This window comes from Bacteroides zhangwenhongii (genome assembly GCF_009193325.2).
Classification (GTDB): Bacteria; Bacteroidota; Bacteroidia; order Bacteroidales; family Bacteroidaceae; genus Bacteroides; species Bacteroides zhangwenhongii.
On record NZ_CP059856.1, the window covers coordinates 5,206,463 to 5,222,260 of the forward strand.

A 15,798-nucleotide genomic window follows, 5' to 3' on the forward strand; every position below is an offset into this window, starting at 1 on the left:
TTATGTCACTGAAATATGTTATTAAAAAAAGAACATTCGGTTTTGACAAGACTAAAACCGAAAAGTATGTAGCGCAGAATGTAATCACCAATACGTTGGATTTCAGAAATCTGTGTGATGAAATTACCAAAGTCGGATTAGTGCCCAGTGGAGCTGTCAAATTTGTGCTCGACGCGCTCATTGATACGCTGAATATGAACCTGAATAAAGGTATATCAGTCCAATTAGGTGATTTTGGCTGCTTTCGTCCCAGTCTGAATTGTGATAGTCAGGATACCGCCAAAGATGTGGATAGCGATACTATCCGAAGAGTGAAAATCATCTTTACCCCAGGATATAAATTTAAAGAGATGTTGAATAAAGTCAGTGTCCAAAAGATGATTGTCGCCGCTGATGGTTCTATGGAACCGGATGAACCGGTAAATCCGGACAAAGGGGATGGAGAAGCTCCCGATCCGGGAGAATAATCCCTGCCCTCTTTGAGGCAGGAAGAGAGTGTCACAATGAATAGTAAAATGACACTCTCTTCCACATTATTCTATTAATCCCTTGACAAACGCCCTATAATTTTGTATATTTACAACTTCTAACAATAAAAACTATAAAAATGGAATTATCAATCGAAGAAGAAGAAAAACCGTTCATTTTCAAATCCTATACAAAAAAGGAATTAGCCTGTATGTACAGTCCAAGCATCACCCCACGTTGTGCCATACGTATATTCACCAAATGGATTAAAATGAACAAAGAGTTATTCCGTTTATTGACAGAAACCGGCTACCATCCGCGAACACGCACATTCACTCCCCGACAAGTCAGAATTATCACCAATATTCTGGACATTCCTTAGGTATGACCGGAATATTTTATATGAAAGAATAGAGCATATAAAATAGGTATAAACAATAACGTTATCAATGTACCGAACAACAATCCTCCCATAATGGAAGCCGCCAGAGAACCGAACATTGCATCCGGCAACAACGGAATCATACCCAGAATCGTAGTCAGCGAGGCCATCATCACCGGACGCAGACGGCTTTGCGCACTATCAATCAAAGCCGTAACCGGTTCTATCCCCTGACTGATCTGCAGTGTGATTTCATCCATCAGCACAATGCCATTCTTAATAATCATTCCAATCAGCCCCAAAGTTCCGACAATCGCTACAAAATTGAATGTTTTCCCGGTAAGCAGCATTACAGCCACTACACCGACAAAAACCAAAGGAATACAACAAAATATGATGGTCGGCTTGCGATAATCCTTGAACAGCATAATCAATATGGCAATCATCAGAATGATGGCAAACGGAAAATTTTTGAACAAATATTGCATGGATTTCGTGCTGGCATTCCTTTCTCCCTGCCATTGCAGCTTATATCCGTCCGGCAACGGGATTTGCTCTATTTGTTCCGCCACAGACTGGCGGGCTTTCTCCGTTTCTATTCCCGGAACGGGAGAACATTGCACCCGTTGGCTACGCTGTCCGTTGAAACGGGGAACCACCGGGTCTTCCCATCTCACATCAATCTTCTTACTTATCTGTTTCAACGGAGTAGTCCCCATCAGCGTTTCCACCAACTCTTCCTTTGACAGCGTACCTGTTTTCAACTTCATCATCATCTCCTGCGTCAACAGGCCGTTCAGTGAGGGAAGAGACGAAAAGATTTGGGTATTATCAAGATTCTCAATCGGTCTGCCTTGTTCGTCCAGGCAACGAAGGTAAATATTATCCCGATGGATTCCTTCGTAGAATGAACCTATCGGAATCCCACTCGTAGCCGAAAGCAGGGAAAGACTCACATCATTACGACTCAGCCCGATAGCACGGGCGGTGGGCTGGTCGTACTCGATGGTCAGCACCGGTATCTGCGGTTCCCAGTCAGTGGTTATAAGATACACATCGGAACTTTGTTCCATAATACATCGGGCACTGTCCGCCAATTGATGCAGCACAGCAGGATCCGGGCCTGTAAACTGCGCCTCAATGGGATACTTTTTAAACATCAGGTTATAACGGTTCAACTTCACATAAGCGTCCGGATAATGCGCCGAGAGATATTGTTGAATTTCGGGCATATTATCCACCAGGTCTTCGGGAGAAGTGAAGTCGATAATCAGTTCACCATAGGACAGAGAGGGATTGGCTATATTACGTACCAGATTATAACGTCCGGGCGTTCCTCCTACGGAAGCCGTGACATGCGTAATCTCCGGACGGGTTTTCAAGTAAGCTTCAATCTCTTCCAGGTCGCTCGTGACACGCGTGAAATTAGTTCCTTCCGGCAATTTATACTCCATATAAAGTTGGTCGTACACCATATCCGGAAAAAATCCCTGCCGCATAAAACGGTAGCTGAAAGCGGAAAGTACTACCAATACCAACATGGCAAAAACGAAACTCCAGCGATGTGACAGGCTGAATCTTAATAAGGAACGCAATACTGCATATATCTTCCCTTCGTAAACACGTTTTCCGGCATCTGTCTCTTTATCTGTAATTCCCGGATGCAAAATGCGGTCCGCCATCAAAGGCACATGCACCAAAGCAAGCACCCAACTCAGCAATAATGAAACAGCCAGCACTATAAACAGATCTCTTGTATAGACTCCGGCAGTATCGGGCGACATAAAGATAGGGAGAAAAGCAATAATCGCAATCAGAGTAGCTCCGAGTAAGGGCATTGCGGTCTGTCGCCCGATAGCTGTCATTGCTTCCATCCGGCTTTTACCCGCCTTCAGATCCACCAAAATGCCGTCAATAATGACTATCGCGTTATCTACCAGCATCCCCATAGCGAGGATAAACGAAGCCAAAGAAACACGTTGCATCGTACCATCCATAAAATACAGGAACAGGAAAGAGCCGAACACCGTCACTACCAGACTGATACCGATAATCATCCCGCTCTTAAATCCCATTGCTATCATCAGGATGACAACCACAATGATGACGGATTCTATCAGATTGATAATAAATGTCCCTAATGAACCGGAAACACGTTCCGGTTGGTAGAACACCTTGTGACAATCGACTCCTGTCGGAAGCCGTTCCGCCTTCAACTGCTCCAATTTACGCTCTACTCCTTTACCTACCTTGATAATATCCGCCCCCGAAGAAGCGGCGACCAGAATTCCCATAGCTCGTTGCCGGTCGTAAAACAATTCATTGCGAGTGGGATTTTCATAATCTTTTTCGATGCGGGCTATATCACTCAGACGCAACTGGTCGTCATCATGTCCCTGAATCAGCATACGTCCGATATCCTCCACCGTCTTAAACTTGTCACTGACCGTCACACGGATACGATTATCGCCATTATCATAATATCCGGTATAAGTAGTTTTATTCTGCCCGTTCAGCGTAGCAAGCACCTCCGCAGGTTTCACCCCCAGATTCGCCATGCGGTCTTGCAGCAGAGAGATATTGATACACTCCGAACGCTCTCCATACAAATCCACCCGTTCCACTCCGTCGAGTTCGCTGACCTCCCGTTTGATAAGCTCCGCATAATCGGATAGTTCCCTATCCGAAAGGCCGTCACCCGTCAAAGCATAAAACATTCCGTAAACATTTCCAAAATCATCCTTCACCAAAGGAGGATCGGCACCCGCGGGCAGCTCCGCCTGCGCGTTCGCTACTTTTCGGCGCAACAAATCCCAACATTGTTCCACGTCGTCTTCACCGACCGTAGTTTTCAGTTCCACTTGAATCAGGGAGAGGTCATTGTAAGAGTAACTTTCCACATTATCTATGTTTCCCATCGTGCGGATATTCTTCTCAAGCACATCAGTCACCTCCAACTCTACCTGATGCGCAGAAGCTCCGGGATAGACAGTTACTACCATAGCGATTTTCACCGTCACCTCAGGATCTTCAAGTTTACTCATTTCATAGCTCGAATAAGCTCCGCCAAGCACTAGCACGGCAATCAAGAAGTAAATAAGCTTCTTGTTTTCAAATGCCCACTTACTTATATCTATCATAATAATCCTCCTACATTGGTTTCAGAAGCGGGTAAAAGAGGTTCCACCTTTTCGCCATCTTTCACATGATGCACACCCGACGCCACAACCAATGCTCCAGGCTTTATTTCATCCGAAGTGACCAGGCAACGTCCGTCGCTGAGCAAACGGGTCATCGTCACACTGCAACGGTGAATAGTCTGCGTAGAAGAATTATACAGGAAAACACTCGTATTTCCCTTTTCATGCAAAACCGCACCTGTAGGTACAGATAAATTTCGTTGCCCGTTTTCAGTACGTTCAATGGTGACCATCGTATTCATGCCGGGAGAAGGAAGAGGTTGTCCACCCGTTCTTTCCAGTTGCAGGCGCATGGTATACAATTGATTGGCATTTGCTTTGGGAGTGACGCTTATCAGATTCAATGAATATTGCTGTCCGGAGTAAATATCAAACGTACAATGGTAGCTTGTAAACTGTTCCCGGCGTATATACTCCGCAGCCGGAAGATTAATTTCCACTTCCGGCTTGCCTTCGCTAATCATTGACACCACCGGCATACCGGCAGCAAGCGTCTCATGTGAATCGAAAAGGCGTTTTTGCACATAACCGTTGAAAGGAGCATACAGACGGGTATACTCCAATTGGTCTTTGGCATGATTATATTTGGCGGTAATCTGTTTCAATCCATACACAGCCTTGTCATTGGCATCGGGTGTCGTCACATTTTCTTTATAAAGTGCCATCACACGTCCGGCCTCCGCTTTCACACGTTGATATTCGGCTTCCGCCGCATCCAGTTGAATCTGGTAATCGGTAGGGTCTAGCTCGGCAAGCAGCTGGCCTTTACGTACATAAGAACCGTCATTGACATGCATACGTAAAATAGTCCCGCTCACCCGGAAAGCCAGACTTATATCCTGCGCAGCCTTCACCCTACCCGGAAATTGCAATGATGTCTGCTCATCGGCAGAAAGTACTGTATCGATTTTTACTGTCGGCCTGTCCTCCGTACCCTGCGTACGATGACCACAGGAAGCCGATAGAACGGCTAAAATTCCTGCTAATAATAAGTTGAATCGTCTCATATTTTAGATTGCAATTTGTTTTCCACAAATGTATCTCAAACGAGCAAGACGACAAAGGGGCATCGGGACAATTTTTGTCCGATTTGGCGTATTTTCTAGTCCATTATGATTTTTCCCGGATTTTAAACTGCCGGAACTGCCACCACAGCATTGTTCCTGCTATCAGACTGGCTGTGATATCGGAAACCGGCATACTGATCCAAACACCCAATTGTCCGTAAAACTGTGGAAGAATCAACAGGCAGGGGATCAGAATGAGCACTTGACGGGATATTGACAAAAAGATTGCCTTGCCTGCCATTCCGATACTCTGGAAGAAATTGGAGGTCACCATCTGAAAACCGACAATCGGGAAGAACATCACGACGATTCGCAAGCCTTTGGCAGAAATATCCACCAGTTCTTCATGCGTTGTAAAGATGGAAACAGCGAGTTTGGGAATCAACATTCCCATCAGAAATCCGGCAGTTGTCACTATGGTAGCGGCATAAATCGTTATTTTCAGCACTTTCGTCACACGAAGATATTGCTTGGCTCCATAATTATAACCTGCAATCGGTTGCATTCCCTGATTCAAGCCCATCACAATCATTACGAAAAGGAACACCAGCCGGTTCACAATTCCGAACGCCCCGATGGCAAGGTCGCCTCCGTGACGCTGCAATCCTTGATTTATCAGGATGACAATAAAGCAAGCCGCCAGGTTCATCAAGAACGGTGCCATACCGATGGCAAGCGAATCTACAACAATCTTCTTTCGCAACCGGAAAATCCCTTTGTGAAAATGCAGCAATTCTTCTTTGTTGGAGAATAATTTAAATTGCCATGCCAACGCGATAACCTGCGCGGTAATGGTAGCCACAGCCGCTCCCTGAATCCCCCAACCAAAACCATAGATAAAGACCGGATCGAGTATCGTATTGATGATTACCGTAGCAATCGTGGCATACATCGCTTTTTGAGGATGGCCTGCTGAACGGAGCACAGCATTCAAACCCAGATAAAGATGGGTAATGACATTACCTAACAAGATAACGACCATATAATCGCGGGCGTAACCTACCGTCGCATCACTGCCACCGAAGAAATAGAGAATCGGGTCAAGAAATATCAAAGTAACCACCGTAAAGGCAAGCCCGATAATAATATTTAAAACCAGTACGTTGCCGAGCACCCGTTGGGCCGTATCGTAATCTTTCTGTCCCAGTTTCACCGAAACAAGTGTCGCCGCTCCCACACCGACCAACGAACCGAAAGCCGCGGCAAGATTCATCAGCGGAAAGGTCAGTGCCAACCCGGAAATCGCCATTGCCCCCACACCGTGACCGATGAAAATACTGTCTACCATATTATAAAGAGAAGATGCCGTCATGGCTATAATTGCCGGAATGGCATACTGCATTAAAAGCTTCCCAATCTTTTCCGTACCCAGCGCAGTGGGTGTCTTTTGTCCTGTCATACCTATTAGTTTGAGGCGGCAAAGATACAAAAAAGAGGTGGATTACAGGATATATGAGAAAAGTTTCGTATTTTTGCCTCCAAAATTGAGTTAATACGTAACGAAATGAATATATTAGAACTAAGTGAACAGGAAATCATTCGACGCAACAGCCTGAATGAGCTTCGTGCGATGGGTATTGATCCGTACCCTGCAGCAGAGTATGTAACCAATGCTTTCTCCACAGATATTAAAGCTGAATTTAAAGACGACGAGGAGCCACGCCAAGTTTCCGTAGCCGGCCGTATCATGAGCCGCCGCGTGATGGGTAAAGCATCTTTCGTTGAATTGCAAGACTCTAAAGGTCGCATCCAGGTGTACATCACCCGCGATGATATCTGCCCGGGAGAAGACAAGGAACTGTACAACTCTGTATTCAAACGCCTGCTCGACTTAGGTGACTTTATCGGTATCGAAGGTTTCGTGTTCCGCACACAAATGGGTGAAATCAGCATCCATGCAAAGAAACTGACTGTACTTGCAAAGTCTATTAAACCGTTGCCAATCGTTAAATACAAAGACGGAGTAGCTTACGACTCTTTTGAAGATCCCGAACTCCGTTATCGCCAACGCTATGTGGACCTGGTAGTAAATGACGGCATCAAAGAAACATTCCTGAAACGCGCCACTGTAGTGAAAACTTTGCGCAACGTTTTGGATGAGGCTGGTTACACGGAAGTGGAAACTCCTATCCTGCAATCTATTGCCGGTGGAGCCAGTGCACGCCCGTTCATCACTCACCATAACTCATTGGATATAGACCTTTACCTACGTATCGCAACGGAGCTTTATCTGAAGCGACTGATTGTAGGTGGTTTTGAAGGTGTATACGAAATAGGTAAGAACTTCCGTAACGAGGGTATGGATAAAACTCACAATCCGGAATTTACCTGTATGGAACTTTATGTTCAGTACAAGGATTACAACTGGATGATGAATTTCACCGAAAAACTGCTGGAACGTATCTGTATCGCTGTAAACGGCTGTACGGAAAGCGTTGTTGACGGAAAAACTATCAGTTTCAAAGCTCCTTACCGCCGCCTGCCTATCCTGGATGCTATCAAAGAAAAGACAGGATATGACCTGAACGGCAAGAGCGAAGAAGAAATCCGCCAAGTTTGCAAGGAACTGAAAATGGAGGAAATCGACGAGACAATGGGTAAAGGCAAGCTGATTGATGAAATCTTCGGAGAATTCTGCGAAGATACGTATATCCAGCCGACTTTCATCACCGATTATCCGGTTGAAATGTCTCCGCTGACCAAGATGCATCGTTCTAAACCGGGACTGACCGAACGTTTCGAACTGATGGTGAACGGTAAAGAGCTGGCTAATGCCTACTCGGAATTGAACGATCCGCTGGATCAGGAAGAACGTTTCAAAGAACAAATGCGTTTGGCCGACAAGGGAGACGACGAAGCGATGATTATCGATCAGGACTTCCTGCGCGCTTTACAATATGGTATGCCTCCTACATCGGGTATCGGTATCGGTATCGACCGTCTGGTGATGTTAATGACCGGACAGACTACCATTCAGGAAGTATTGTTCTTCCCGCAAATGCGCCCGGAAAAAGTAGTGAAAAAAGACGCTGCTGCCAAATACATGGAATTGGGAATTGCAGAAGACTGGGTGCCGGTTATCCAGAAAGCCGGTTACAACACAGTAGACGATATGAAAGATGTGAATCCGCAGAAACTGCACCAAGACATCTGCGGTATCAACAAAAAATATAAATTAGAGCTTACCAATCCGTCGGTAAACGACGTAACTGAGTGGATTAACAAACTTAAATAAGTTGAGAGTTGAAAGTTGAGAGTTGAAAGTTGTTATATGAATAACATTTTCAAGTCTTAACTTTCAACTTTCAACTTTTCAACTTTCAATTAGAAATGAAATTACCCGGCAAGATAGCGATAATGGGCGGAGGAAGTTGGGCTACAGCCATCGCAAAGATGTGTCTGGCTCAAGAAGACTCTATCAATTGGTATATGCGACGCGACGACCGCATCGCAGATTTCAAGAGATTAGGGCATAATCCGGCTTATCTAACAGGAGTGAAATTCGATACCAAACGTATCTCTTTCAGTTCCAATATCAACGATATTGTGAAAGAATCGGATACACTAATCTTCGTCACTCCTTCCCCTTATCTGAAGGCACACTTGAAAAAGCTGAAAACCAAGATTAAAGATAAATTTATCATTACCGCTATCAAAGGAATCGTACCCGACGACAATGTTATCGTGTCCGAATACTTCACTAAGGAATATGGCGTACCATCTGAAAACATCGCTGTGCTGGCAGGTCCCTGCCATGCGGAAGAAGTGGCCTTGGAACGTCTTTCTTATCTAACCATCGCTTGTCCCGACAAGGATAAGGCACGTATCTTCGCACGCAGATTGGGAAGCAGTTTTATCAAAACTTCGGTCAGCGACGACGTTTCGGGTATCGAATACAGTTCGGTGCTGAAAAATGTATATGCCATTGCTGCCGGTATTTGTAGCGGGTTGAAATATGGTGACAACTTTCAAGCTGTGTTGATTTCCAACGCCATACAGGAAATGAACCGTTTTCTAAACACGGTACACCCGTTGAACAGAAACGTAGATGAATCTGTTTATCTGGGGGACTTGCTGGTGACCGGTTATTCCAATTTCAGCCGTAACCGTACATTCGGCACGATGATAGGCAAAGGATATTCCGTGAAGAGTGCACAGATTGAAATGGAAATGATTGCGGAAGGTTACTATGGTACGAAGTGTATCAAGGAAATCAACAAACATCATCATGTCAATATGCCCATATTGGACGCTGTTTACAACATCCTGTACGAGCGTATCTCGCCCACGATCGAGATTAAATTATTAACTGATTCTTTTAGATAACCTTATAAACAAAAACGATATGATAAACTTGAACATTGAAAAGACATTTGGATTTATCTCCAAAGAAAAAGTTTCTGCTTACGAAGCTGAGGTTAAAGCCGCACAGGAAATGCTTGAAAAAGGAACAGGCAAAGGTAATGACTTTTTAGGATGGTTGCACTTGCCTTCTTCTATCACTAAAGAACACCTGGCTGACTTAAATGCTACTGCAAAGGTTTTGAGAGATAACTGCGAGGTAGTAATCGTTGCCGGTATCGGTGGTAGCTACTTGGGAGCACGTGCCGTCATCGAGGCTCTGTCCAACAGCTTTACCTGGTTGCAGAATAAGAAGGCTGATCCGATCATGATTTATGCCGGACATAATATCAGCGAAGATTATTTGTATGAACTCACTGAATATCTGAAAGACAAGAAGTTCGGTGTCATTAATATCTCCAAATCAGGAACTACAACTGAAACAGCACTTGCTTTCCGTTTGCTGAAAAAACAATGTGAGGACCAACGCGGTAAAGAAACTGCCAAGAAAGTAATCGTTGCCGTTACGGACGCAAAAAAGGGTGCTGCCCGTGTCACAGCCGACAAGGAAGGATATAAAACGTTCATCATCCCCGATAACGTGGGCGGACGTTTTTCTGTACTGACTCCGGTAGGTTTACTGCCGATTGCAGTTGCCGGATTCGACATTGAGAAACTGGTTGCCGGTGCTGCCGACATGGAAAAGGCATGTGGTTCTGACGTTGCTTTTGCTGAAAATCCCGCCGCTATCTATGCCGCGACCCGTAACGAGTTATACAGAAATGGCAAGAAGATTGAAATTCTCGTTAACTTCTGCCCGAAACTACACTATGTGAGCGAATGGTGGAAACAACTTTACGGGGAATCTGAAGGAAAAGATAATAAAGGTATTTTCCCTGCATCGGTGGATTTTTCAACTGACCTTCACTCTATGGGCCAATGGATTCAGGAAGGTGAACGTTCTATCTTCGAAACTGTAATCTCAGTAGAGAAGGTAAATCATAAACTGGAAGTTCCTTCTGACGAAGCAAATCTGGATGGCTTGAACTTCTTAGCCGGCAAGCGCGTGGATGAAGTAAACAAAATGGCGGAATTGGGTACTCAATTGGCTCATGTTGACGGCGGTGTACCTAATATGCGTATCGTTCTTCCGGAACTGACCGAGTACAATATCGGCGGTCTGCTTTATTTCTTTGAAAAGGCTTGTGGTATCAGTGGCTATCTGCTAGGCGTCAATCCTTTCAACCAACCGGGTGTGGAAGCATACAAAAAGAATATGTTTGCTTTGCTGAACAAGCCGGGTTATGAAGAAGAATCTAAAGCGATTCAGGCAAGACTGTAAGTAATATTAAAATGCGAATTAACGCAGATTTTCGCAGATCAGACTTCTTTATAAGAAGATTCCTTTGCGAGAATCCGCGTTAATTCTGCGTTTAAACCAATAAACTGCAATCAGCTATCAATTTTCTTTTTCATTCGTTGTTTTCAGTCCGATGACTTCTTCAGCTCCTTCACACTCAGCTTTGGAGGAAAGATAAAATTCCAATTTCACGTCACCGTTCTCATCAACGTGTTCGATGGTAGCTCGAACTATAACCTGACTTTGTGTCACGCCGTCTTTGAAACGCAGTTGCCCTTTATCTTCATCCGTCAGATTTCCTTCAGTCGAAACTTCCTCCTCTTTATAAATAAGCTTAGTAGCCAATTCTTCATCATTCTGAAGTTTGAATGTTTTTAATTCAGCTCCGTTACCGTCCAAAAGTAAAAGAGCTTCCACCTCATCCCCCACTTTCAGAGTCGGCAAATTATCCATCTTATTGGCATAGTCTTCTCCTTCAACGCTATTATTGTCAGAATCAACCTTAACAGATAGCTTCTCTATTTTAATGATAGGACTCTCCCCGCCATCGGAGCAGGCGCCTAGAAACAATGGTAGCAGTAGTAATACTCTCTTTTTCATGCTATCGTCTAATTTTATAATGCTACAAAAATACATATTATCTTCTAAATAGCAAAAAATGTGTAACTTTGTGCTTTAAAACTAATTAATAGGTATTTAGATATGTCTCAGAAAAAGATAAAAGCTGTCCTATTCGATATGGACGGCGTGCTCTTTAACTCTATGCCTTACCATTCCGAAGCCTGGCATAATGTAATGAAATCGCATGGACTTACTCTTAGTCGCGAAGAAGCTTATATGCACGAAGGACGAACGGGAGCCGCTACTATCAATATTGTATTCCAACGCGAATTGGGTAGGGAGGCGACACAGGAAGAAATAGAAAGTATCTATAAGGAGAAAAGTGTCTTATTCAATTCTTACACAGAAGCCGAGCGGATGCCCGGCGCATGGGAGTTGCTGCAAAAAATAAAAAATGAAGGACTGGTTCCTATGGTAGTGACAGGCTCCGGACAGTTGTCTCTGCTCGAACGGCTGGAACACAACTTTCCCGGAATGTTTCATAAAGAACTGATGGTAACAGCTTTTGATGTGAAATATGGGAAACCAAATCCGGAACCTTATTTGATGGCCCTTAAAAAAGGTGGACTGAAAGCCGATGAAGCCGTAGTTATAGAAAACGCTCCTTTAGGAGTGGAAGCCGGACATAAAGCTGGCATATTCACTATCGCCGTTAATACAGGTCCGCTAGATGGTCAGGTTTTGCTGGATTCCGGGGCTGATTTATTGTTTCCTTCCATGCAAGCCTTATGCGATGAATGGGACAACTGCTTAATTCACCTAGATTCTATCTAAGTTAACACCAATTCCACTATGCAAAAGTTATTGTCTTTACCCCCAAATTTAATTCATTGCTTTCATGAACTGGAAGGAGTGAATCGTACCGATTGGTTTTGCACGTCTGATCCTGTTGGAAGCAAATTAGGCTCCGGTGGTGGAACCACATGGCTACTGCAAGCCTGTCATCAGGAATTTGCTCCACAAGTTCCTTTCAGTGATTGGATAGGACGAGAGAAAAGAATATTACTCCATGCGGGCGGACAAAGCCGTCGCCTGCCAAGCTACGGTCCTTCCGGCAAGATACTGACTCCGATCCCAATCTTCAGTTGGGAACGGGGACAAAAGCTAGGACAGAACCTGCTGTCGCTGCAACTTCCGCTATATGAAAGAATCATGAAACAAGCTCCCGACGGGCTGAATACTTTGATAGCGAGCGGCGATGTATATATCCGTTCGGAAAAGCCACTACAAGACATTCCGAATGCAGACGTGGTATGTTACGGTTTATGGGTAAATCCTTCATTAGCAACACATCACGGCGTGTTTGTTTCTAATCGGGAAAGTCCGGAGATTCTTGATTTCATGTTACAGAAGCCTTCTCTCGAAGACTTGGAAAGGCTGTCGAAGACACATCTCTTCTTGATGGATATCGGTATCTGGATTTTAAGTGACCGTGCCATTGAAGTATTAATGAAACGGTCATTAAAAAGTGGAACGAGCGATATTAACTATTATGACTTATATTCGGACTACGGCCTGGCTTTGGGAAAACACCCTAAAACGGAAGATGAAGAAATCAACCGCTTATCGGTAGCAATCCTGCCACTGCCCGGTGGAGAATTTTATCATTACGGCACAAGCCACGAATTGATATCTTCCACTTTAACCATACAGGATAAGGTACGCGACCAACGGAAAATCATGCACCGTAAAGTAAAACCGAATCCGGCTATTTTCATTCAGAATTCCATCACACAGGTATCTCTTTCCGCCAACAATGCTAATTTGTGGATCGAAAACAGCTATGTGGGAAAAGAATGGAAACTGGGGGCTCGTCAAATCATAACGGGAGTTCCGGAAAACCATTGGAATATAACTATTCCTGACAATGTCTGCATCGATATCATCCCTATCGGTGAACATGATTTTATAGCACGCCCGTACGGGTTGGATGACATATTCAAGGGGGCCCTGAACAATGAAACGACTATGTATCTCAATATCCCTTTTTCACAGTGGATGCAAGAAAGAGGACTTGACTGGGAAACAATCGAAGGCCGGACGGACGACTTACAATCGGCTGCTATCTTCCCAAGAACCAATTCCATTGAGGAATTGGGAATAATACTCCGATGGATGACATCGGAACCACAATTGGAAAAAGGGAAAGAACTTTGGAAGAAATCCGTGAAAGTTTCTGCTGATGAAATCTCGGCAAATGCCAATCTCAAACGTCTTTACACCCAACGTCGCAATTATCGGTGTGAGAATTGGAAAGGCTTGGCAGCTAATTATGAGAAGAGTGTTTTCTATCAGCTCGATTTACAGGATGCTGCCAACGAGTTTGTACATTTAGACTTGGAAACTCCCGACATTTTGAAAGAAGATGCGGCTCCAATGGTACGGATACATAACCGAATGCTCCGTGCACGGATTATGAAATTACGTGGAAACGGCGAATGGCAGAAAGAAGAACAAGCAGCTTTCCAACTTCTCCGCGATGGTTTACTAGGAGCAATGTCCGCACAAAAAAATCATCCGACACTCAGCGTTTATTCCGATCAAATCGTATGGGGACGCAGCCCTGTACGAATTGACATGGCAGGAGGATGGACGGATACACCTCCTTATTCTCTTTATTCGGGAGGAAGTGTTGTCAATCTCGCCATTGAATTAAACGGTCAGCCACCCTTACAAGTATATGTAAAACCGTGCAAGGAGTTCCATATTGTTCTTCGTTCTATAGATATGGGAGCTATGGAGGTCATAAGTAATTATGATGAACTGCAAGACTACAAGAAAGTAGGTTCTCCGTTTTCTATCCCCAAAGCCGCTCTTACTTTGGCAGGTTTCGCTCCTGCATTCTCTGCCGAACGTTACACCTCACTGGAAGAGCAATTGAAAGCTTTTGGTTCGGGCCTTGAAATAACGTTATTAGCAGCTATTCCTGCCGGTTCAGGTTTGGGAACAAGTTCTATTTTGGCTTCTACCGTACTCGGAGCAATCAATGACTTCTGCGGACTGGCTTGGGATAAAAACGAGATTTGCAGTTATACACTTGTATTGGAACAGTTATTAACCACAGGAGGCGGATGGCAGGATCAATACGGCGGTGTCTTCTCTGGTGTCAAGTTGCTTCAATCCGAAGCAGGTTTCGAACAGAATCCATTGGTACGATGGCTGCCCGACCAGCTATTTGTTCATCCCGACTATCGTGACTGCCACTTATTATATTACACGGGAATCACCCGCACAGCCAAAGGCATTCTGGCAGAAATAGTCAGTTCCATGTTCCTTAATTCAGGCACACATCTGAGTCTATTGGCGGAAATGAAAGCACACGCTATGGATATGAGCGAAGCTATCCTCCGTAGTAATTTCACTAATTTCGGCAATCTGGTGGGCAAAACTTGGATACAGAACCAAGCATTGGATTGTGGAACGAATCCACTGGCAGTAGCTGCCATTATCGAAAAGATCAAAGATTATACGCTAGGATATAAACTGCCGGGTGCAGGTGGTGGTGGCTATCTGTATATGGTAGCCAAAGATCCACAAGCCGCAGGACTGATTCGTCGGATTCTGACTGAAGAGGCTCCAAATCCACGTGCCCGCTTTGTAGAAATGTCTCTTTCCGATAAAGGACTTCAGATTTCAAGAAGCTAAAATCTCAAATTAAAGCCTGGACATAGGAATTATCCGTCATGTCCAGGCTCTAATTTTCAATTCTCATAATTGGTTCGTTTACAGATTAATACTTGAGATTACTGTAAAATAAATTAAAAGAACGATAAAGATGATAGCTCCAACAACCAACACAATACTAGACCATTTCTTTTTTCCAGCTTCTTCCATAATAAGCAAAATCTAGGGTTAATACAAATTATCATCATTGCAAAAATAATATTTTCTACGGAGATACCGATTGCATTAAACAACTTATTTGTATAATTTGAACTAAATTATACAAGTATAAAATAAAAGATGGTACCGATTCATGAAAGAAGAGGTATGAAATCAATATGGAAGAGAAGTAAATTCAGTCTTCGGAGTTTACGATTAAATATGAATTTAAGGTCAACAATAGATCAACAATAAGACATATTAGACAAGATTAAGTCCAATTTTGACTTTAAAATAATAGTCACCTAAAAAAAAAGCCCCTCAACAATCAACTGATTATCAAGGGATTTCTTCGTGACCCCGGTGCGATTCAAACGCACGACCTTCAGAACCGGAATCTGACGCTCTATTCACTAAGCTACGGGGCCATTTTTTTTAAATGCGAAGCAAAAGTATAAAAAATCTTCTCATCTTCCTAATGTTTCTCCTTTTTTTATAGTTCTTAAGGCAATCCATCTTATTAAGAGTTTGTTATTT

At 43.9% G+C, this 15,798-nt stretch carries 11 protein-coding genes and 1 tRNA gene; 7 read left to right on the forward strand and 5 right to left on the reverse strand.

The features are described 5' to 3' along the window. The first annotated feature begins 2 nt into the window (after positions 1 to 2). Complete coding sequence (locus tag GD630_RS20565) at positions 3 to 467, forward strand: HU family DNA-binding protein (RefSeq protein ID WP_143864975.1); 465 nt, start codon at positions 3 to 5, stop codon at positions 465 to 467. A gap of 140 nt (positions 468 to 607) precedes the next feature. Next, complete coding sequence (locus GD630_RS20570) at positions 608 to 850, forward strand: DUF4248 domain-containing protein (RefSeq protein WP_143864974.1); 243 nt, start codon at positions 608 to 610, stop codon at positions 848 to 850. Here the strand turns inward: GD630_RS20570 and GD630_RS20575 are convergent. From GD630_RS20575 to GD630_RS20585, 3 genes are all read right to left on the reverse strand, one after another. Next, the gene (locus GD630_RS20575; RefSeq protein WP_143864973.1) at positions 847 to 3,990 is read right to left on the reverse strand and encodes an efflux RND transporter permease subunit; all 3,144 of its coding nucleotides are present in this window, start codon (positions 3,988 to 3,990) and stop codon (positions 847 to 849) included. The genes GD630_RS20570 and GD630_RS20575 overlap by 4 nt on opposite strands. Continuing rightward, complete coding sequence (locus GD630_RS20580) at positions 3,987 to 5,057, reverse strand: efflux RND transporter periplasmic adaptor subunit (RefSeq protein ID WP_143864972.1); 1,071 nt, start codon at positions 5,055 to 5,057, stop codon at positions 3,987 to 3,989. Before GD630_RS20580 ends, GD630_RS20575 begins: the two co-directional genes overlap by 4 nt. Before the next feature lie 103 nt (positions 5,058 to 5,160). Then, positions 5,161 to 6,546, reverse strand: coding sequence for an MATE family efflux transporter (locus tag GD630_RS20585; protein WP_182505676.1), 1,386 nt, complete (start codon positions 6,544 to 6,546; stop codon positions 5,161 to 5,163). A gap of 75 nt (positions 6,547 to 6,621) precedes the next feature. Between GD630_RS20585 and lysS the strand changes: the two genes are divergently transcribed. From lysS to GD630_RS20600, 3 genes are all read left to right on the forward strand, one after another. Continuing rightward, entirely contained in the window at positions 6,622 to 8,352 is a 1,731-nt protein-coding gene (gene lysS / locus GD630_RS20590) for a lysine--tRNA ligase (protein ID WP_143864970.1), read from the forward strand. A 95-nt stretch (positions 8,353 to 8,447) separates the two neighbouring features. Beyond that, positions 8,448 to 9,443 (forward strand): NAD(P)H-dependent glycerol-3-phosphate dehydrogenase, encoded by a 996-nt coding sequence (locus GD630_RS20595; protein ID WP_143864969.1) that lies wholly within the window; start codon positions 8,448 to 8,450, stop codon positions 9,441 to 9,443. Between the two features lie 19 nt (positions 9,444 to 9,462). Then, entirely contained in the window at positions 9,463 to 10,800 is a 1,338-nt protein-coding gene (locus GD630_RS20600; RefSeq protein WP_007751853.1) for a glucose-6-phosphate isomerase, read from the forward strand. Between the two features lie 117 nt (positions 10,801 to 10,917). Here GD630_RS20600 and GD630_RS20605 read toward each other — a convergent pair whose 3' ends face one another. Next, positions 10,918 to 11,418: a DUF5035 domain-containing protein gene (locus GD630_RS20605; protein WP_032839490.1), complete on the reverse strand. Its 501-nt coding sequence runs from the start codon at positions 11,416 to 11,418 to the stop codon at positions 10,918 to 10,920. Between the two features lie 102 nt (positions 11,419 to 11,520). On the opposite strand from GD630_RS20605, the gene GD630_RS20610 reads away from it, so the two are divergent. Further along, complete coding sequence (locus tag GD630_RS20610) at positions 11,521 to 12,213, forward strand: HAD family hydrolase (protein WP_143864968.1); 693 nt, start codon at positions 11,521 to 11,523, stop codon at positions 12,211 to 12,213. 18 nt (positions 12,214 to 12,231) lie between these two features. Next, the gene (locus tag GD630_RS20615) at positions 12,232 to 15,084 is read left to right on the forward strand and encodes a bifunctional fucokinase/fucose-1-phosphate guanylyltransferase (protein ID WP_143864967.1); all 2,853 of its coding nucleotides are present in this window, start codon (positions 12,232 to 12,234) and stop codon (positions 15,082 to 15,084) included. 532 nt (positions 15,085 to 15,616) lie between these two features. Here the strand turns inward: GD630_RS20615 and GD630_RS20620 are convergent. After that, a tRNA-Arg gene (locus tag GD630_RS20620) sits at positions 15,617 to 15,689 on the reverse strand. Positions 15,690 to 15,798 lie beyond the last annotated feature (109 nt).

What these genes read in the sequence shown, in the direction of transcription:
- GD630_RS20605 (WP_032839490.1), bottom strand. Translation starts at nt 11,418, where the DNA reads ATGAAAAAGAGAGTATTACTACTGCTACCATTGTTTCTAGGCGCCTGC.
- lysS (WP_143864970.1), top strand. Translation starts at nt 6,622, where the DNA reads ATGAATATATTAGAACTAAGTGAACAGGAAATCATTCGACGCAACAGC.
- GD630_RS20565 (WP_143864975.1), top strand. Translation starts at nt 3, where the DNA reads ATGTCACTGAAATATGTTATTAAAAAAAGAACATTCGGTTTTGACAAG.
- GD630_RS20610 (WP_143864968.1), top strand. Translation starts at nt 11,521, where the DNA reads ATGTCTCAGAAAAAGATAAAAGCTGTCCTATTCGATATGGACGGCGTG.
- GD630_RS20580 (WP_143864972.1), bottom strand. Translation starts at nt 5,057, where the DNA reads ATGAGACGATTCAACTTATTATTAGCAGGAATTTTAGCCGTTCTATCG.
- GD630_RS20575 (WP_143864973.1), bottom strand. Translation starts at nt 3,990, where the DNA reads ATGATAGATATAAGTAAGTGGGCATTTGAAAACAAGAAGCTTATTTAC.
- GD630_RS20600 (WP_007751853.1), top strand. Translation starts at nt 9,463, where the DNA reads ATGATAAACTTGAACATTGAAAAGACATTTGGATTTATCTCCAAAGAA.
- GD630_RS20570 (WP_143864974.1), top strand. Translation starts at nt 608, where the DNA reads ATGGAATTATCAATCGAAGAAGAAGAAAAACCGTTCATTTTCAAATCC.
- GD630_RS20595 (WP_143864969.1), top strand. Translation starts at nt 8,448, where the DNA reads ATGAAATTACCCGGCAAGATAGCGATAATGGGCGGAGGAAGTTGGGCT.
- GD630_RS20615 (WP_143864967.1), top strand. Translation starts at nt 12,232, where the DNA reads ATGCAAAAGTTATTGTCTTTACCCCCAAATTTAATTCATTGCTTTCAT.